29 protein-coding genes are annotated in these 16,908 nt (G+C 55.7%); 4 read left to right on the top strand and 25 right to left on the bottom strand.

Annotation, left to right across the window (positions count from 1 at the left end; translation table 11 throughout):
- Positions 1 to 76: 76 nt before the first annotated feature.
- The 23 genes from FrondiHNR_RS04685 to FrondiHNR_RS04575 form a co-directional block, all read right to left on the bottom strand.
- The gene (locus FrondiHNR_RS04685; RefSeq protein WP_279354090.1) at positions 77 to 244 is read right to left on the bottom strand and encodes a hypothetical protein; all 168 of its coding nucleotides are present in this window, start codon (positions 242 to 244) and stop codon (positions 77 to 79) included.
- 3 nt (positions 245 to 247) lie between these two features.
- Positions 248 to 379: a hypothetical protein gene (locus FrondiHNR_RS04680; protein ID WP_279354089.1), complete on the bottom strand. Its 132-nt coding sequence runs from the start codon at positions 377 to 379 to the stop codon at positions 248 to 250.
- A 3-nt stretch (positions 380 to 382) separates the two neighbouring features.
- Positions 383 to 532 carry a hypothetical protein gene (locus tag FrondiHNR_RS04675; RefSeq protein WP_279354088.1) on the bottom strand — a complete coding sequence of 50 codons (150 nt, stop codon included), beginning with the start codon at positions 530 to 532 and terminating at the stop codon, positions 383 to 385.
- A gap of 3 nt (positions 533 to 535) precedes the next feature.
- Entirely contained in the window at positions 536 to 1,189 is a 654-nt protein-coding gene (locus FrondiHNR_RS04670; protein WP_279354087.1) for a hypothetical protein, read from the bottom strand.
- Positions 1,190 to 1,192: 3 nt separating this feature from the next.
- A complete protein-coding gene (locus tag FrondiHNR_RS04665) occupies positions 1,193 to 1,477 on the bottom strand; it encodes a hypothetical protein (protein ID WP_279354086.1) in 285 nt (94 codons plus the stop codon).
- A 3-nt stretch (positions 1,478 to 1,480) separates the two neighbouring features.
- Entirely contained in the window at positions 1,481 to 1,702 is a 222-nt protein-coding gene (locus FrondiHNR_RS04660) for a hypothetical protein (protein WP_279354085.1), read from the bottom strand.
- A 3-nt stretch (positions 1,703 to 1,705) separates the two neighbouring features.
- Positions 1,706 to 1,855 carry a hypothetical protein gene (locus FrondiHNR_RS04655; RefSeq protein ID WP_279354081.1) on the bottom strand — a complete coding sequence of 50 codons (150 nt, stop codon included), beginning with the start codon at positions 1,853 to 1,855 and terminating at the stop codon, positions 1,706 to 1,708.
- A 93-nt stretch (positions 1,856 to 1,948) separates the two neighbouring features.
- The gene (locus FrondiHNR_RS04650) at positions 1,949 to 2,260 is read right to left on the bottom strand and encodes a hypothetical protein (protein WP_279354084.1); all 312 of its coding nucleotides are present in this window, start codon (positions 2,258 to 2,260) and stop codon (positions 1,949 to 1,951) included.
- Positions 2,261 to 2,263: 3 nt separating this feature from the next.
- Complete coding sequence (locus FrondiHNR_RS04645; RefSeq protein ID WP_279354083.1) at positions 2,264 to 2,395, bottom strand: hypothetical protein; 132 nt, start codon at positions 2,393 to 2,395, stop codon at positions 2,264 to 2,266.
- 93 nt (positions 2,396 to 2,488) lie between these two features.
- Positions 2,489 to 2,836 (bottom strand): hypothetical protein, encoded by a 348-nt coding sequence (locus FrondiHNR_RS04640; protein ID WP_279354082.1) that lies wholly within the window; start codon positions 2,834 to 2,836, stop codon positions 2,489 to 2,491.
- A 3-nt stretch (positions 2,837 to 2,839) separates the two neighbouring features.
- Positions 2,840 to 2,989, bottom strand: a complete 150-nt coding sequence (locus FrondiHNR_RS04635; RefSeq protein WP_279354081.1) for a hypothetical protein — start codon at positions 2,987 to 2,989, stop codon at positions 2,840 to 2,842.
- Between the two features lie 111 nt (positions 2,990 to 3,100).
- Positions 3,101 to 3,232, bottom strand: a complete 132-nt coding sequence (locus FrondiHNR_RS04630; RefSeq protein ID WP_279354080.1) for a hypothetical protein — start codon at positions 3,230 to 3,232, stop codon at positions 3,101 to 3,103.
- 3 nt (positions 3,233 to 3,235) lie between these two features.
- Positions 3,236 to 3,583 carry a hypothetical protein gene (locus FrondiHNR_RS04625; protein ID WP_279354079.1) on the bottom strand — a complete coding sequence of 116 codons (348 nt, stop codon included), beginning with the start codon at positions 3,581 to 3,583 and terminating at the stop codon, positions 3,236 to 3,238.
- 3 nt (positions 3,584 to 3,586) lie between these two features.
- Positions 3,587 to 3,754, bottom strand: a complete 168-nt coding sequence (locus FrondiHNR_RS04620) for a hypothetical protein (protein ID WP_279354078.1) — start codon at positions 3,752 to 3,754, stop codon at positions 3,587 to 3,589.
- 3 nt (positions 3,755 to 3,757) lie between these two features.
- Complete coding sequence (locus FrondiHNR_RS04615) at positions 3,758 to 3,898, bottom strand: hypothetical protein (RefSeq protein ID WP_279354077.1); 141 nt, start codon at positions 3,896 to 3,898, stop codon at positions 3,758 to 3,760.
- Positions 3,899 to 3,901: 3 nt separating this feature from the next.
- Positions 3,902 to 4,033: a hypothetical protein gene (locus tag FrondiHNR_RS04610; RefSeq protein ID WP_279354076.1), complete on the bottom strand. Its 132-nt coding sequence runs from the start codon at positions 4,031 to 4,033 to the stop codon at positions 3,902 to 3,904.
- 3 nt (positions 4,034 to 4,036) lie between these two features.
- Positions 4,037 to 4,168: a hypothetical protein gene (locus FrondiHNR_RS04605; RefSeq protein ID WP_279354075.1), complete on the bottom strand. Its 132-nt coding sequence runs from the start codon at positions 4,166 to 4,168 to the stop codon at positions 4,037 to 4,039.
- 3 nt (positions 4,169 to 4,171) lie between these two features.
- Positions 4,172 to 4,348: a hypothetical protein gene (locus tag FrondiHNR_RS04600; RefSeq protein WP_279354074.1), complete on the bottom strand. Its 177-nt coding sequence runs from the start codon at positions 4,346 to 4,348 to the stop codon at positions 4,172 to 4,174.
- A gap of 3 nt (positions 4,349 to 4,351) precedes the next feature.
- Positions 4,352 to 4,474 carry a hypothetical protein gene (locus tag FrondiHNR_RS04595; protein WP_279354073.1) on the bottom strand — a complete coding sequence of 41 codons (123 nt, stop codon included), beginning with the start codon at positions 4,472 to 4,474 and terminating at the stop codon, positions 4,352 to 4,354.
- A 3-nt stretch (positions 4,475 to 4,477) separates the two neighbouring features.
- Positions 4,478 to 4,627 (bottom strand): hypothetical protein, encoded by a 150-nt coding sequence (locus FrondiHNR_RS04590; protein WP_279354072.1) that lies wholly within the window; start codon positions 4,625 to 4,627, stop codon positions 4,478 to 4,480.
- Between the two features lie 345 nt (positions 4,628 to 4,972).
- A complete protein-coding gene (locus FrondiHNR_RS04585; RefSeq protein ID WP_279354071.1) occupies positions 4,973 to 5,599 on the bottom strand; it encodes a hypothetical protein in 627 nt (208 codons plus the stop codon).
- Positions 5,600 to 5,602: 3 nt separating this feature from the next.
- Entirely contained in the window at positions 5,603 to 5,743 is a 141-nt protein-coding gene (locus tag FrondiHNR_RS04580) for a hypothetical protein (protein ID WP_279354070.1), read from the bottom strand.
- A gap of 3 nt (positions 5,744 to 5,746) precedes the next feature.
- Positions 5,747 to 5,929 (bottom strand): hypothetical protein, encoded by a 183-nt coding sequence (locus FrondiHNR_RS04575; RefSeq protein ID WP_279354069.1) that lies wholly within the window; start codon positions 5,927 to 5,929, stop codon positions 5,747 to 5,749.
- A 1,474-nt stretch (positions 5,930 to 7,403) separates the two neighbouring features.
- Here FrondiHNR_RS04575 and FrondiHNR_RS04570 point away from each other — a divergent pair.
- Both FrondiHNR_RS04570 and cyoE read left to right on the top strand, forming a co-directional pair.
- Positions 7,404 to 7,820: a hypothetical protein gene (locus FrondiHNR_RS04570; protein ID WP_279354068.1), complete on the top strand. Its 417-nt coding sequence runs from the start codon at positions 7,404 to 7,406 to the stop codon at positions 7,818 to 7,820.
- A gap of 875 nt (positions 7,821 to 8,695) precedes the next feature.
- On the top strand, positions 8,696 to 9,643 hold the full coding sequence (cyoE, locus tag FrondiHNR_RS04565) for a heme o synthase (protein WP_279354067.1): 948 nt from the start codon (positions 8,696 to 8,698) through the stop codon (positions 9,641 to 9,643).
- A 43-nt stretch (positions 9,644 to 9,686) separates the two neighbouring features.
- Here cyoE and FrondiHNR_RS04560 read toward each other — a convergent pair whose 3' ends face one another.
- Positions 9,687 to 10,724, bottom strand: coding sequence for a LacI family DNA-binding transcriptional regulator (locus FrondiHNR_RS04560; RefSeq protein WP_279354066.1), 1,038 nt, complete (start codon positions 10,722 to 10,724; stop codon positions 9,687 to 9,689).
- A gap of 167 nt (positions 10,725 to 10,891) precedes the next feature.
- Positions 10,892 to 12,205 carry a glycoside hydrolase family 125 protein gene (locus FrondiHNR_RS04555; protein ID WP_279354065.1) on the bottom strand — a complete coding sequence of 438 codons (1,314 nt, stop codon included), beginning with the start codon at positions 12,203 to 12,205 and terminating at the stop codon, positions 10,892 to 10,894.
- A 230-nt stretch (positions 12,206 to 12,435) separates the two neighbouring features.
- Between FrondiHNR_RS04555 and FrondiHNR_RS04550 the strand changes: the two genes are divergently transcribed.
- Together FrondiHNR_RS04550 and FrondiHNR_RS04545 are read left to right on the top strand one after the other, a co-directional pair.
- Positions 12,436 to 13,749 carry a glycosyl hydrolase gene (locus FrondiHNR_RS04550; RefSeq protein ID WP_279354064.1) on the top strand — a complete coding sequence of 438 codons (1,314 nt, stop codon included), beginning with the start codon at positions 12,436 to 12,438 and terminating at the stop codon, positions 13,747 to 13,749.
- A gap of 44 nt (positions 13,750 to 13,793) precedes the next feature.
- The gene (locus FrondiHNR_RS04545) at positions 13,794 to 16,877 is read left to right on the top strand and encodes a glycoside hydrolase family 38 C-terminal domain-containing protein (RefSeq protein WP_279354063.1); all 3,084 of its coding nucleotides are present in this window, start codon (positions 13,794 to 13,796) and stop codon (positions 16,875 to 16,877) included.
- The last annotated feature ends 31 nt before the right edge of the window (positions 16,878 to 16,908 follow it).

The raw sequence follows: 16,908 nt of genomic DNA, 5'->3' as shown, positions 1-16,908 counted from the left end.
CCTTGAACACCCTGAGCGCCCTGCGCACCAGTCGAACCCTGGAAACCTTGATCACCCTGGAAACCCTGAGCACCAGTCAGACCCTGAACACCCTGAGCACCCTGAGCACCGGTCGAACCCTGCGCACCGGTCGAACCCTGAGCACCAGTCGAACCTTGCGCACCAGTCGAACCTTGCGCACCGGTTGATCCCTGAGCACCAGTTGAACCTTGGAAACCTTGATCACCCTGGAAACCCTGAGCACCAGTCAGACCTTGAACACCCTGCGCACCCTGAGCACCAGTCGAACCCTGAGCACCAGTCGAACCCTGAGCACCAGTCGAACCTTGCGCACCAGTCGAACCTTGGAAACCTTGATCACCCTGGAAACCCTGAGCACCAGTCAGACCTTGAACACCCTGCGCACCCTGAGCACCAGTCGAACCCTGAGCACCAGTCGAACCCTGAGCACCAGTCGAACCCTGCGCACCAGTCGAACCTTGCGCACCAGTCGAACCCTGGAAACCTTGATCACCCTGGAAACCCTGAGCACCAGTCAGACCCTGAACACCCTGAGCACCCTGAGCACCAGTCGAACCCTGAGCACCAGTCGAGCCCTGAGCACCAGTCGAACCCTGGAAACCTTGATCACCCTGGAAACCCTGAGCACCAGTCGCACCCTGAACACCCTGAGCACCCTGAGCACCAGTCGAACCCTGAGCACCAGTCGAACCCTGCGCACCGGTTGATCCCTGAGCACCAGTCGAACCCTGAGCACCGGTCGAACCCTGGAACCCTTGATCACCCTGGAAACCCTGAGCACCAGTCGAACCTTGCGCACCGGTCGAGCCCTGAGCACCAGTCGCACCTTGCGCACCAGTCGAGCCCTGCGCACCAGTCGAACCCTGGAAACCTTGATCACCCTGAGCGCCCTGCGCACCAGTCGAACCCTGAACACCCTGAGCGCCCTGAGCACCAGTCGAACCCTGAGCACCAGTCGAACCCTGAGCACCAGTCGAACCCTGGAAACCTTGATCACCCTGGAAACCCTGAGCACCAGTCGCACCCTGAGCACCAGTCGAACCCTGAACACCCTGCGCACCCTGAGCACCAGTCGAACCTTGCGCACCAGTTGATCCCTGAGCACCAGTTGAACCTTGGAAACCTTGATCACCCTGGAAACCTTGAGCACCCTGGAAACCCTGAGCACCAGTCAGACCTTGAACACCCTGCGCACCCTGAGCACCAGTCGAACCCTGAGCACCAGTCGAACCCTGCGCACCAGTCGAACCTTGGAAACCTTGATCACCCTGCGCACCCTGAGCACCAGTCGAACCCTGAGCACCAGTCGAACCCTGAGCACCAGTCGAACCCTGAGCACCAGTCGAACCCTGAGCACCAGTCGAACCCTGAGCACCAGTCGAACCCTGAGCACCAGTCGAACCCTGAGCACCAGTTGAACCCTGGAAACCTTGATCACCCTGGAAACCCTGAGCACCAGTCAGACCTTGAACACCCTGCGCACCCTGAGCACCAGTCGAACCCTGAGCACCAGTCGAACCCTGAGCACCAGTCGAACCCTGAGCACCAGTCGAACCCTGAGCACCAGTCGAACCCTGAGCACCAGTCGAACCCTGAGCACCAGTCGAACCCTGAGCACCAGTCGAACCCTGAGCACCAGTTGAACCCTGGAAACCTTGATCACCCTGGAAACCCTGAGCACCAGTCAGACCTTGAACACCCTGCGCACCCTGAGCACCAGTCGAACCCTGAGCACCAGTCGAACCCTGAGCACCAGTCGAACCCTGAGCACCAGTCGAACCCTGAGCACCGGTCGAACCTTGGAAACCTTGATCACCCTGGAAACCCTGAGCACCAGTCAGACCCTGAACACCCTGAGCACCAGTCGAACCCTGAGCACCAGTCGAACCTTGGAAACCTTGATCACCCTGGAAACCCTGAGCACCAGTCAGACCTTGAACACCTTGCGCACCGGTCGAACCTTGCGCACCGGTCGAACCTTGCGCACCGGTCGAACCTTGCGCACCGGTCGAGCCCTGAGCACCAGTCGAACCCTGAGCACCAGTCGAACCCTGAGCACCAGTCGAACCCTGGAAACCTTGATCACCCTGGAAACCCTGAGCACCAGTCGCACCCTGAACACCCTGCGCACCCTGAGCACCAGTCGAACCCTGAGCACCAGTCGAACCCTGAGCACCAGTCGAACCCTGAGCACCAGTTGAACCCTGGAAACCTTGATCACCCTGGAAACCCTGAGCACCAGTCAGACCTTGAACACCCTGCGCACCCTGAGCACCAGTCGAACCCTGAGCACCAGTCGAACCCTGAGCACCAGTCGAACCCTGAGCACCGGTCGAACCTTGGAAACCTTGATCACCCTGGAAACCCTGAGCACCAGTCAGACCCTGAACACCCTGAGCACCAGTCGAACCCTGAGCACCAGTCGAACCTTGGAAACCTTGATCACCCTGGAAACCCTGAGCACCAGTCAGACCTTGAACACCTTGCGCACCGGTCGAACCTTGCGCACCGGTCGAACCTTGCGCACCGGTCGAGCCCTGAGCACCAGTCGAACCCTGAGCACCAGTCGAGCCCTGCGCACCAGTCGAACCCTGGAAACCTTGATCACCCTGGAAACCCTGAGCACCAGTCGCACCCTGAACACCCTGCGCACCCTGAACACCCTGCGCACCCTGAGCACCAGTCGAACCCTGAGCACCAGTCGAACCCTGAGCACCAGTCGAACCCTGAGCACCAGTCGAACCCTGAGCACCAGTCGAACCCTGAGCACCAGTTGAACCCTGGAAACCTTGATCACCCTGGAAACCCTGAGCACCAGTCAGACCTTGAACACCCTGCGCACCCTGAGCACCAGTCGAACCCTGAGCACCAGTCGAACCCTGAGCACCAGTCGAACCCTGAGCACCAGTCGAACCCTGAGCACCGGTCGAACCTTGGAAACCTTGATCACCCTGGAAACCCTGAGCACCAGTCAGACCCTGAACACCCTGAGCACCAGTCGAACCTTGCGCACCGGTTGATCCCTGAGCACCAGTTGAACCTTGGAAACCTTGATCACCCTGGAAACCCTGAGCACCAGTCAGACCCTGAACACCCTGCGCACCCTGAGCACCAGTCGAACCCTGAGCACCAGTCGAACCCTGAGCACCAGTCGAGCCCTGAGCACCAGTCGAACCTTGGAAACCTTGATCACCCTGGAAACCCTGAGCACCAGTCAGACCTTGAACACCTTGCGCACCGGTCGAACCTTGCGCACCGGTCGAACCTTGCGCACCGGTCGAGCCCTGAGCACCAGTCGAACCCTGAGCACCAGTCGAGCCCTGCGCACCAGTCGAACCCTGGAAACCTTGATCACCCTGGAAACCCTGAGCACCAGTCGCACCCTGAACACCCTGCGCACCCTGAGCACCAGTCGAACCCTGAGCACCAGTCGAACCCTGAGCACCAGTCGAACCCTGAGCACCAGTCGAACCCTGAGCACCAGTCGAACCCTGAGCACCAGTCGAACCCTGAGCACCAGTTGAACCCTGGAAACCTTGATCACCCTGGAAACCCTGAGCACCAGTCAGACCTTGAACACCCTGCGCACCCTGAGCACCAGTCGAACCCTGAGCACCAGTCGAACCCTGAGCACCAGTCGAACCCTGAGCACCAGTCGAACCCTGCGCACCAGTCGAACCCTGAGCACCAGTCGAACCCTGGAAACCTTGATCACCCTGGAAACCCTGAGCACCAGTCAGACCCTGAACACCCTGAGCACCAGTCGAACCTTGCGCACCGGTTGATCCCTGAGCACCAGTTGAACCTTGGAAACCTTGATCACCCTGGAAACCTTGATCACCCTGGAAACCTTGATCACCCTGGAAACCCTGAGCACCAGTCAGACCCTGAACACCCTGCGCACCCTGAGCACCAGTCGAACCCTGAGCACCAGTCGAACCCTGAGCACCAGTCGAGCCCTGCGCACCAGTCGAACCCTGGAAACCTTGATCACCCTGGAAACCCTGAGCACCAGTCAGACCCTGAACACCCTGCGCACCCTGAGCACCAGTCGAACCCTGAGCACCAGTCGAACCCTGAGCACCAGTCGAACCCTGAGCACCAGTCGAACCTTGGAAACCTTGATCACCCTGGAAACCCTGAGCACCAGTCAGACCTTGAACACCTTGCGCACCGGTCGAACCTTGCGCACCGGTCGAACCTTGCGCACCGGTCGAACCCTGAGCACCAGTCGAACCCTGAGCACCAGTCGAACCCTGAGCACCAGTCGAACCCTGAGCACCGGTCGAACCTTGGAAACCTTGATCACCCTGGAAACCCTGAGCACCAGTCAGACCCTGAACACCCTGAGCACCAGTCGAACCTTGCGCACCGGTTGATCCCTGAGCACCAGTTGAACCTTGGAAACCTTGATCACCCTGGAAACCTTGATCACCCTGGAAACCCTGAGCACCAGTCAGACCTTGAACACCCTGCGCACCCTGAGCACCAGTCGAACCCTGAGCACCAGTCGAACCTTGCGCACCGGTTGATCCCTGAGCACCAGTCGAACCCTGAGCACCGGTCGAACCCTGGAAACCCTGAGCACCCTGGAAACCCTGAGCACCAGTCAGACCCTGAACACCCTGCGCACCAGTCGAACCTTGCGCACCGGTTGATCCCTGAGCACCAGTCGAACCCTGAGCACCGGTCGAACCTTGGAAACCTTGATCACCCTGGAAACCCTGAGGACCAGTCAGACCCTGAACACCCTGAGCACCAGTCGAACCTTGCGCACCGGTTGATCCCTGAGCACCAGTTGAACCTTGGAAACCTTGATCACCCTGGAAACCCTGAGCACCAGTCAGACCCTGAACACCCTGAGCACCAGTCGAACCTTGCGCACCGGTTGATCCCTGAGCACCAGTTGAACCTTGGAAACCTTGATCACCCTGGAAACCCTGAGCACCAGTCAGACCCTGAACACCCTGAGCACCAGTCGAACCTTGCGCACCGGTTGATCCCTGAGCACCAGTCGAACCCTGAGCACCGGTCGAACCCTGGAAACCCTGAGCACCCTGGAAACCCTGAGCACCAGTCGAACCTTGCGCACCGGTTGATCCCTGAGCACCAGTCGAACCCTGAGCACCAGTCGAACCCTGAGCACCGGTCGAACCTTGCGCACCAGTCGAACCTTGCGCACCAGTCGAACCCTGAGCACCAGTCGAACCCTGAGCACCGGTCGAACCCTGGAAACCTTGATCACCCTGGAAACCCTGAGCACCAGTCGAACCTTGCGCACCAGTCGAACCTTGCGCACCGGTTGATCCCTGGAAACCTTGATCACCCTGAGCGCCCTGCGCACCGGTCGAACCTTGCGCACCAGTCGAACCCTGGAAACCTTGATCACCCTGGAAACCCTGAGCACCAGTCGCACCTTGAACACCCTGAGCACCAGTCGAACCTTGCGCACCAGCCGAACCCTGCGCACCAGTCGAACCCTGGAAACCTTGATCACCCTGAGCGCCCTGCGCACCAGTCGAACCTTGCGCACCAGTCGAACCCTGGAAACCTTGATCACCCTGGAAACCCTGAGCACCAGTCAGACCCTGAACACCCTGAGCACCAGTCGAACCCTGAGCACCGGTCGAACCCTGAGCACCGGTCGAACCCTGAACACCCTGCGCACCCTGAGCACCCTGCGCACCCTGAGCACCCTGCGCACCAATTGAACCCTGCGCACCAATCAGACCCTGAACACCCTGCGCACCAATTGAACCCTGATCGCCCTGCGAACCAAGCGCACCTTGTGGTGCTGAAAGCCCTTGGGGACCCTGGGGACCCTGAGCTCCAAGATTGGATGGATTTCGCCCCACGCTTCCTGTCCCGGCACTAACCGGGGGGCAAAAGCTTTGGGAACGTGGAGCATAGAGCCCCTGAGGGCCCGCCTTATAAGGCGCGCTTAGAACGATTCCCGAGGAGAAAATTTCGCAGTTTTTACCTTCCTGATAACCCTGCGGGCCCAAGACAACCAAAGGAAGTGTCGAAATATGAGCAGAACTTACTGTGTGGTTTTCGATTTGGAGGGGCGGAATGGGAGCTTGAGAAATGCCGATTATTGATACGAAGCTCAAGGAGATAGCCCGTCGAGCGTTGTATGCGAAACCAGGCACAGGATCCACATCTGCTCCTTATCCGGGTTTCACGAATACCCTAGCTTCTGGCAGAGCCCAGAATAGCCTTTCATTAGTTCTCTCGATAATCATAAGAGGTTATCTCAACAAGCGTCAATGACACGAAAGCATGTTAAACAATATGTTATATATGCTAAATGAAACTTTATTCATGACGCCCGGGAGCTTTATTATTTCAAGACACAAATGCACTAAAAATCTTTATGCTCATTCAATCTACTCTGCGCCATCCTAGATTCTTCATTTACCAACACAAAGTATTCTGAAGCCCCTATAATCTTAAAAATCATACGCACTCTTGATATATGATTCGACCCATATTTCATATATTTTTTCCAAAAATTTTCTGATATCGCAATCCGTTGGATTCTTGAATCCAATTGCCTGTGGAAAGCATCCTCTGCGCGCGCCCGACAGAGTCACTCATACTTCGCCGCAAAGCAGCGGCTTTCAAGGCGGGATATTACTCAAGGATGCCCTCTATCACAAGACAGCTCAGGAAATAGAAAATAAAGAGGCATGTAGATTTGCTATTTTTAATACAAACGTCACGAAAAAGACTAAGACGCATCTCTCACTATGCAAAGTAATGGTGAGAATTGGAACCGCCAGGGCTTTACTCCCAGCTCTGCCTGCATCGACACTAACACTTGCCCAAGCAATAACACAGAGCCGCGATCCGAGCGAACAAAGCTCAAGAACCTTCAGCTAGCAGACCAAGCTTCTGAGCGGTCAGCAACTCAACGCTCCAACGACCCAAAACTCTTGGATCGGAATTTTATGAGCTTATCTTCCCTAGCGCTATCACTAGGATCTACACATATTCCGGGCACCTCTACGTCGACTGAGACGTGTTTGGTGCCTACCAGATCAGTTCTCTGAATGTCACCGCAGGAACCTAGGTTACCACCATTCCCTCAAACAATTCCCATCGAAAACGTAGTCTACGTTCCTGGAGCAACAGAACACTCAGGAGCAAAAGATCATCGGATTTGACGAGGCAACCGCCAAAGAAACCCTTATGGTGAAGATACTACCCTCCACGGAAGGGCACACTGTTATGGTCGGAGAACCCGACGCAACAGCTGCATCAGGCTATCTATTTGTACTCCATTCCTCAAGCAATATACACAGTATCGATATCGCGACCACAACATCCGCCCACTTTGCAGCCCCCTCAACAAACAGAGACCCAGCGACAGTAAAAATTTGACCCACGATCCACACTCGGCCAAGAGCGTCTCATTTGTTACGGCATCGGAAAACGCAGGAATTCTATCTGTTCAACGACCTTCGGCAACAGTAACCGACCTCACACTCGATATTGCACCGACCGGAGTAACCGGCCGTCACTATTCAGCAGCAACCTATGAACCCGACCCCACACCGGGACCAGGGGACGACATCCTTTACGCTCCCGATCGGGCACGACGGCGTGTGCTCATGATTGATAAGGCAAGCAGCAACAGGGTCAAGATTATTGACCTCGCTGCGAGACGAGTTGTCTCAACATTTTCTAACGTCGCTGTCAACAGCAGTGTAGCGATTACCCAAGATGTCACCACCGAGTCGAGCGGCCTCGTTATATATGGGCAATACTCAATCACAGCCCTTCATCATTATTGATGCCAAGACAAACGCACGTCTCACCCCGGCTGCTCTGTCAAACCGAAATTTTCCAGCGTTCTCGCCATCAGTCATAACCACGGGGGGGAGGACGCAGGAGGAAGCACCGTCGTATACGTTGCGGACAACACGAACGAACGAATCGTTCAAGCATATCCGGGGAGTCTCCCACCTGACCAAAACAGTGTGCTCTCGATTGTAATAGCAAACGCAGGTGCGCACACGTTTTGGAGACCAGGGCACAATCATGCTGCCCACCGCCGACGGAAACCCTACCAATTCTGAGTACTGACGATACGCTCGGACTGTCCCGCACATTCACATTTACCACATCAGCTGAAATCACACGTGACACACTTGCCGTAGGTAGTTACGAATACATCGTATATCCAGGTCGTTACCACCCAAAGCTCGCCTGAAGCATCGTTATCAATCACCGAAATCCTAACGGATTGGATGGAATTGAACCCGCAGACGGGAATGCTCTCCGGCGTACCAACGGAAACAGGGGAATACGAGATCAACTCGGGAGGCTCAAACATATTTGGCTATAAAAACACTCGCAACTACGTGATAGAAGTGGCTGAAATACCTGTCTAGAACCACCTATGGTCACCTCTGCTTCTCCCTCAAATGGAACGCTGGGGCTACTCACTCTCTTTCACCAGCGCGGGTAATCCGCAGGCTGCCTACACCCTCACCTCAGACGCCCCCTAGATGGACTCCCCCTCGACGAGGCAACGGGAGACACAACCACCTTGAGGAGCCTCTTCTCACAGGTATTTGCCACAGCACAAGGTCGTCAGGTCACCCCGATGCCTCTATAAACGATATCCTGGAAGCTGCTTTCTCACCCTGGACGGAGTTCTTTTCGTATGCCCTCACACGGAGCGCCTATCACCACCGACAAAGACGGAACAGACGGCGCACTCGCTTCCCGCGCCACCGGGTCCACCTTTCGCGATAAAGCGACACGCTACTACTCACTTACTAAACCCGGAGTTCTCTACGGAAACGTGCTGACCGCGGCTGCGGGCTTCCTCCTGGCAAGCGCTGGGCATTTTAACCCTCTCCTCTTTCTTGCGCTCTCTATAGGAACGACCCTGGTTATTGCCTCAGCCTGCGTGCTCAACAACATACTTGACCGCGATATCGACAGTGTTATGGAACGCACGAAAAAACGCGTTACCGTCAGCGGGGCTATAAGCGCACGTAACGCCGCACTCTTTTGCATCATTCTTGGGCTATCGGGCCTCAGCATACTGATGGCTTGGACTAATTGGCTGGTGGTCACTGTTGGAGTGGGCGGGTATGTGGTCTATGTTGTGCTCTACGGGATGCTCTCCAAACGTCTCTCAATCCACGGCACCCTCGTGGGAAGCATATCGGGTGCCGCACCAATACTGGCCGGCTATGTTGCGGTAACCGGAAGTATCGACGCGGGAGCAATCCTCGTATTCCTCATGATCTTTCTCTGGCAAATGCCTGAGTTTTATTCAATCGCAATCTATCGTCACGATGAGTATGCTCGCGCGGGTGTTCCCGTCATCTCTGTCGTTCGCGGAATCAAAAACACAAAAAACCAGATACTGATTTACACCATTGCGTTTGTCGTATCAACCCTGCTTCTTCCTGTCTTTGGGTACGTTGGGGTTGTATACACAATCGTCATGGGGTTGCTCGGCGCATACTGGATCTGGCTCGGGATACTGGGGATTCGCGCAACGGATGATAACTCCTGGGCTCGTAAGATGTTCCGGTTCTCTCTCGTGATAGTTCTCGCGCTCTGCCTCATGCTTGCACTCGGTCCTCTTCTTCCCTAAACATGTCGTCTCTCGCGGCTTTTCCTAGTGCAAACCTTCCAGGTTATTTGGGGGCAGCACCACTACTGCCTCGCACTGATAAAACCGGCATTGTTGCAGGTACACGCGGGTTTTGTAGCGTACCCTCAACCACGCTCACAAGGGTGTTTGCCAAAAGTTCTCCCAGCTCAAAGGAGTCCCGACTCAACGCTGTCATCGCCGGGTGAGTGAGTCGATTGAGGGCCGAATCCTCAAAGGAAACGATAGACAGTTCACCCGGAACAACAACACCCATTTCTCCAGCAACACCAAGCCCGGCGACAGCCATCACATCACTATCGTAAATAATAGCGGTGGGGCGAGGGGTCTCCTGTGTCATGAGTTGCCGAGTAATCAGCGCCCCCTGAGAATCGGAAAAGTCCGTGGAAAATGACTGGGCCCAGAGCAACCCCCTGCGCTGTACAGAGTCTTGCAGTGCCTTCATCCGACGCTGGGTATGCAAAAACTGCTGGAACCCGGACACGTGAGCTATTCTTCTGTGGCCCAATTCACATAGATAATCCACCAGCGTCAACATGGCCTCCTCGTCATCGGCAGAGACGGTGGGAATGTTTCCGGGTTTTAGAGGCTCTCCCGCGATGACCGCGGGTAGCCCCAGGGCCTCAAGAACGGTGATGCGCGGATCATCTGCCTGGACATCAATGACAAACACTCCGTCAACACGTTGTTGCTGCCACCACGCACGATATATCTCAGCCTCAGCCTCAATGCTTTCCACAATAAGCAATTGCAAAGTTGTCCCGTGCTGAGAAAGCGCCGATTGAAGCCCCGCGATAAGCTGCGCAAAAAAAGATTCCGCACCAACAATCCGTGCCGGCCGGGCAATCACAAGCCCCATTGAGCCAACCGGAGCCCCGCCTAGAGATAGTGCGGCCCTGTTTGGTTCCCATCGAAGTTCTTGGGCGATTTCGATGATGCGTGCACGAGTCTGCTCGCTCACTCCAGGCTTACCGTTAAGTGCAAAGGACACGGCTCCCGGGGAAACTCCCGCGCGTCGGGCGATATCTACGATAGTGGGGCGTGTCTCTACGATAGCTTTCAACTCCTTGCAATAACTTCGAACATCACCGATCTAGTTGTCGCTGCTGTTTTCTAACCACACAGCCCATTCAGCCTGGATGCAAAATCACGACAAAAACTGCTCATTTTTCGCCCAATTCTATACGAGCAAAAAATAACAACTCTAAACTATACATACCGTGCTATTTCTTATCGACCCAACCCTACATGGGGATGCCCCGAATAGGCGAGAAGAACCTCACAAAACATCGAATTAGCCCAGGAAAACCAAGGACGAGTAAACGCGGTGGGATCGTCAGGGTCAAAGCCCTCGTGCATAACGCCGGTTCCACCGTCGGTCTTGCACATCACCGCAATGAGCTCGCGCATTCGTTTTCTATCCGGTGTTGTCAGGGCTTCCACGGCAAGTGCAATATGCCAAATATACCCCTCGGGCGTGTGCGGACTTCCCACGCCCGAGGCATACCGACCGGTAAAATAAAAAGGATTTTCTGCGCTCAAAACAAACTCTCGAGTCGCAAGGTATGTTTCATCCCGATAAGAAACGTTTGAGAGCAGTGGAAGAGAGAGCAGGCTGGGCATGTTAGCGTCGTCCATGAATAACGCGTTCCCCAAGCCGTCTACCTCATAGGCAAATACGGGCAACCCCCCACCCTCCCGAGTAAGAATGCCGTGATTACGAACTCCCTCCCAGATTTCCTCACGCAGTTTGTCCGCACGATCAGCCGTCTCAGCGTCACGAAAAACCTCTCTGAGCATGTGTGAGATTTCCCCGAGGGCGCGAACGGCTGCCAGCTGGGCTGGGATGTTATAACCGTACGTGCAGGAATCATCGCTCGGACGAAAACCGCTCCAGGTCATACCCGTCACCGCTACAGGTGATCCCTGGCCACCGTGCGAGAGGGTATCTAGCGCGGGAGCTTTTGCCCGGTAAAACCTATAATCCGAGCTTTGACTATGGTTTTGTTCACGCCGCCATGTTTCAATAATCAACTCAAATGCCCGATAAACTGCTCCGCTAAAGAGGTCATTTTCTCCGGTGATGCGCCACACACTGTGCAACAACTGCACGGGAAGAGCAAGAGAGTCAATCTCATATTTGCGCTCCCAAATCCAGGGATTGCCTGAGAGGTCGTCCTCGTCGTAAGCAGCACCCGTTGGCCCATCGTTAAAGGCGTTTGCATAGGGGTCACGAAGCATGCTGTCAAATTGCTGACGAATAACCCCTTTCACCATCGTGCGCAGCTGCGCGCTCTGACGGATAAAGGGCAGGAAAGGACGCAGCTGCGCCGAAGAATCACGCAACCACATAGCGGGAATATCACCGGTAATAACAAAAACCGTGCCATCGCTGCGTAGTGTCATGGTCTTGAGTAGCGTGTCGGTCATCGCAGCGATAAAGCGCTCCCCCAGGCTCTTATCACCCGTCGCGTGAGTAATACGACGCGCAGCTACCTCCCACACACGCATAGTTTCGGGGTCAAGAACAAATCGCTCGGTCATGAAAATCCTTCGGTACGCACGGAGAGCATGTCACAAAAATAACGGTTTGGTTTACGAGGATCATAACCCGCGTGAGACGTGTTTGACAGACGGAACGAAACCGCCTAATGTATTGTCCAACATATCAACTAAATCGCTTAAGTTAAAGCTGATCATGATGTGTCTCACGATTTCATTCCCCCCACACAAACACATACGAATCATCGACGCTTCACGAGGAGTTTCTTCAGATGGCCCCGCAGTCACACAACACCCAGACTGATTCCTTTCCCGCCCCTCGATTTGGCGTTAACTACACCCCCAGCGTTGGTTGGTTTCATCACTGGCTTGACTTCAATATTGATGATGTCAAAAAGGATCTCGACAGCATCGTCGAGGTCGGTGCCGACCACATTCGTATTTTTGCCCTGTGGCCGCTTGTGCAACCCAACCGCACTCTCATCCGTCCTCAAGCCCTCACAGACATCCGCTCTGTTGTGGATGCCGCCGCCGAACGAAATCTTGACGTAAGTGTTGACGGCCTTCAGGGACATCTCTCCAGCTTTGATTTTCTCCCGTCGTGGGTGTCTACCTGGCACAAAGCCAATCTTTTTACCGATGATCGGGTTCTTTCGGGACAGGCGGAATACCTGACCAAACTCGCAGGAGCTCTTGACGACCGTCCCAACTTCTTAGGTATGAGCCTCGGCAATGAGTTCAGCCAGTTTGCCTCCAGCGCACATCCCGACGTAAGCGCACTGAGCATTGATGAGGCCGAGCACTGGCTGCGCACCGTGCTGACCGCGTGCGAAACTGGTGCACCGGGACGAGAGCACCAGCACTCAGAGTATGACGCAGCCTGGTTCGATAATAACCACTCTTTTACCCCTGCCCTGGCGGCACGGGTCGGGTCGATGACAACGGTACACTCATGGGTGTTTAACGGGACCGCCCAAAAATACGGTGGCACAAGCGAACAGTCCGCCCGACTGGCCGAATACCTTATAGAGCTTTCCCGGGGATGGGCGGTCGACCCCGCTCGCCCCGTCTGGTTACAAGAAGTAGGAGCACCAGCCCCCTTCATTGAGTCTGATCAGGCAGCACGTTTTACCGAAGAGGCAATTAATCACGCCCTCGACTGCGATAATCTCTGGGGCGTCACCTGGTGGTGTTCGCACGATGTGAGCACCGCGCTCGCGGACTTCCCCTCGCTGGAATACTCTCTAGGGTTGCTCGATAACGCGCGCTCGATCAAACCCCAGGGTCAGGCGTTTGCCCGGGCGGCAGCAACCGCACGCGACTCGTATACTCGTCCCGCTCCCCGCTCGACAGCGCTGGTTCTTGATGTCGGAGACGAGGCGACCGCACCCAATCGCTCCGTGTGTGCTCCCGGCGGAGAATTCTTCAACGCGTGGATGACACTCGCAATGGAGGGCGAACGCCCCGCGGTGGTGCTCACATCACAGTCTCACGACTCAGATATCCTTGAGACGCGCGGAATCAAGACGCTTGTTCTCCCGAGTGAGGTACAGCGCAGCAGCACCGAGACAACAGTCCTCCCCTGAACCACCACATATTCTGACTCGCAGTCACCTAGGAGCATCCCATCATGCACGATGATTCTCGTTTTATTAAAGATCGCCTTTTCCGCGCGCTACGCGAGCGTCTCGTGGCTGATATTCACCGACCGATCACAGATCTCACTCTCACAGCCTGGCATGTTGAGGGTGGCCAGGGAGAACCTGTAGAGCCGGACATCGCTCTTCGTCAAAACTACCAGCCCATAGCAGTGGGAGACGCATGGGGACCAGCATGGGGCACAACCTGGTTCAGACTCACCGGCACGATTCCCCCGGAGCATCGGGACAAACCGCTTGAGGTAATTTTTAATCCGGGCTTTAGCGACCATACTCCAGGGTTTCACGCGGAAGGGCTTGTTTATCTTCCGGGTGGAAACGTAGTAAAGGGGCTTAATCCGCGCAACCAGTGGATCCCCGTCAACGCTGAGACCGCACCCGGTGGAGCCTTTGAGGTGTATGTTGAAGCCGCGGCAAACCCCCTGCTACAAAGACTCGACGGTCTGATGATTGCCACCCCGCTCGGTGAAAAATTTACGGCGGGAACTCAACCCCTCTATCGGATCGAACGCGCCGATATTAACCTTTATGATCAGGAACTGTGGGAACTCAGAAACGACCTTGAGGTTCTAGGGCAGCTCAGCGCCGAACTCTCTGAAGGCGATCCTCGAAAATACGAGATCCTTCGCGCGATTGAACGGAGCCTCGACAGGATCGACCTGCAGGATGTCAATAATTCAGCTCCCGCAGCCCGCGCCGAACTGATAGAGGTTCTAGGCCGCAAAGCTTCCGAGAGCGCCCATACGATAAGCGCGATTGGTCATGCCCACATCGACTCCGCCTGGTTATGGCCAATCCGCGAGACGGTGCGTAAGGTAGGCCGCACCACCTCCAACGTGGTTAATCTGCTTGACCAATACCCAGAATTCCGCTTTGCCATGTCGCAGTCGCAGCAATTGGCTTGGCTGGAAAACCATCGACCGGATGTGTTTGCTCGCGTTCGCAAGCACGCTGAGGAAGGACGCTTCATTCCGGTGGGCGGTATGTGGGTCGAGTCAGACACAAACATGCCGGGGAGCGAGGCCCTCGCACGGCAATTTACCTACGGAAAGAACTACCTGAGAGAAACATTCGGCATCGAGACAGAAACCGTCTGGCTACCCGACTCCTTTGGCTACTCTGCGGCACTTCCCCAGCTTATTAAGCTCAGCGGGTCGCGATGGTTCCTCACCCAGAAAATCTCTTGGAGCCAAACCAATAAGTTTCCCCACCACACCTTCTGGTGGGAAGGTATCGACGGTACCCGCATCTTCACTCACTTTCCTCCCATCGACACATACAACGCAGAACTCAGCGGCGAACAGCTCGCACACGCCACCCGTAATTATCGTGACAAAGGGCTCGGCACCAGATCGCTCGCACCCTTTGGATGGGGCGATGGCGGAGGTGGCCCCACCAGAGAGATGCTTGCACGAGCTAAACGCACCGCCAACCTTGAGGGATCTCCTCGGGTAGTCATAGAGTCCCCCAACGATTTCTTTAGTGCGGCAGAAAACGAAAATCCTGCTGCCCCCACCTGGAGCGGAGAACTCTACCTTGAGTATCACCGCGGGGTTTACACCTCCCAGCTAAAAAATAAGCAGGGTAATCGCCGCAGCGAGCACCTTCTTCGAGAAACCGAGCTGTGGTGCTCCACCGCAGCGATTCAACGGGGTTTTCCCTACCCCTACGAGACCCTGGATCGGATCTGGAAAGAAGTATTGCTGCTGCAGTTTCACGATATCTTGCCCGGGACCTCCATAGCGTGGGTGCACCGCGAAGCCGCAGAATCCTACGAAAAAATTGCCGCTGAACTCCTCAACCTCATCACAGAAGCCCAGCAAACTCTGGCGGGCCCTCCCTCCGGTGGCCAGACTATAGTATTCAATGCGGCGCCCCACCAACGTGCCGGAGTTCCAGCGCTCGGCGCAGTTCTCCGTGACAATACCTCTCCCGCGCAGGACACGGTCCGACCCCACGGAGATGGATTTCTCTTAGAAAACCCACAACTCTCCGTGGAAATCGACGGGCGAGGCTTAATCACACGAATCCGCGATCACCGTCACAATAGGGAAGTTCTTGCTAGCGATCGTCCGGCAAACGTACTACATCTACACCAGGATTTTCCCAATATGTGGGATGCCTGGGATATTGAGCATTTCTACCGAAACACGGTCACAGAGCTTGTGTCGGTTGACTCCCTCGAAAAGATTTCCCCGGATGAGATACGTGTACGTCGCTCATTCGGGTCTTCGACGGTCGAGCAGGTGATCACCCTGCGCTACGATTCCTCCCGGGTTGATATACGCACCACAGTCGATTGGCACGAGACAGAAAAACTGCTCAAGGCTGAGTTCCCCCTCAACGTTCACGCCGACCGCAGTGCTTCAGAGGTTCAATACGGACACGTTTTCCGCCCAACGCACTCCAACACCTCGTGGGACGCCGCAAAGTTTGAGATCTGCGCCCACCGCTGGGTACAGGTAGCGGAACCCGGTTACGGGGTTGCCATTGCCAATGACTCCACCTACGGTCACGACATCGCACGCAGTTCCGACGCAACGGGACGTACAACCACAACGGTACGCCTCTCCCTGATGAGAGCTCCCCAGTTCCCTGACCCACACACCGACCAGGGCACCCACACACTCTCGTTCTCGATCGTTCCGGGAGTCGATGTCATCGGTGCGGCGCAGGCGGGCTATGAACTCAACCTCCCGCAGCGTGTGATTGAGGGTAGCTCTCCCGTTGACCCACTCGTCACTGTTTCTGATGACCGAGTAATCGTCGAGGCAATAAAGCTTGCGGACGATCAATCTGGCGACCTCGTCGTTCGACTCTATGAGGCATCTGGTGCTTCGGTCGAGACCACAATCACAAGCCACTTTGTGACAAACGGCGTTGTCGAAACGGATCTCCTCGAACGCCCTCTCCCGGCAGACGCACTCGTTCAAGACACCGGCGGTGGAACTATCGTGGGTAATGGGGATACGGATAACAGCAACACACAGGTACTGCGGCTTCGTCCGTTCCAAATTGTGACCCTGCGCTACAGCAATCCTGCCAGCAAGAAATAATCGCGACCTCACCGCTCAAAAGACTTCGAGC

Source organism: Lysinibacter sp. HNR, from assembly GCF_029760935.1.
Classification (GTDB): Bacteria; Actinomycetota; Actinomycetes; order Actinomycetales; family Microbacteriaceae; genus HNR.
This window is presented reverse-complemented; position numbering and strand designations above follow the sequence as displayed.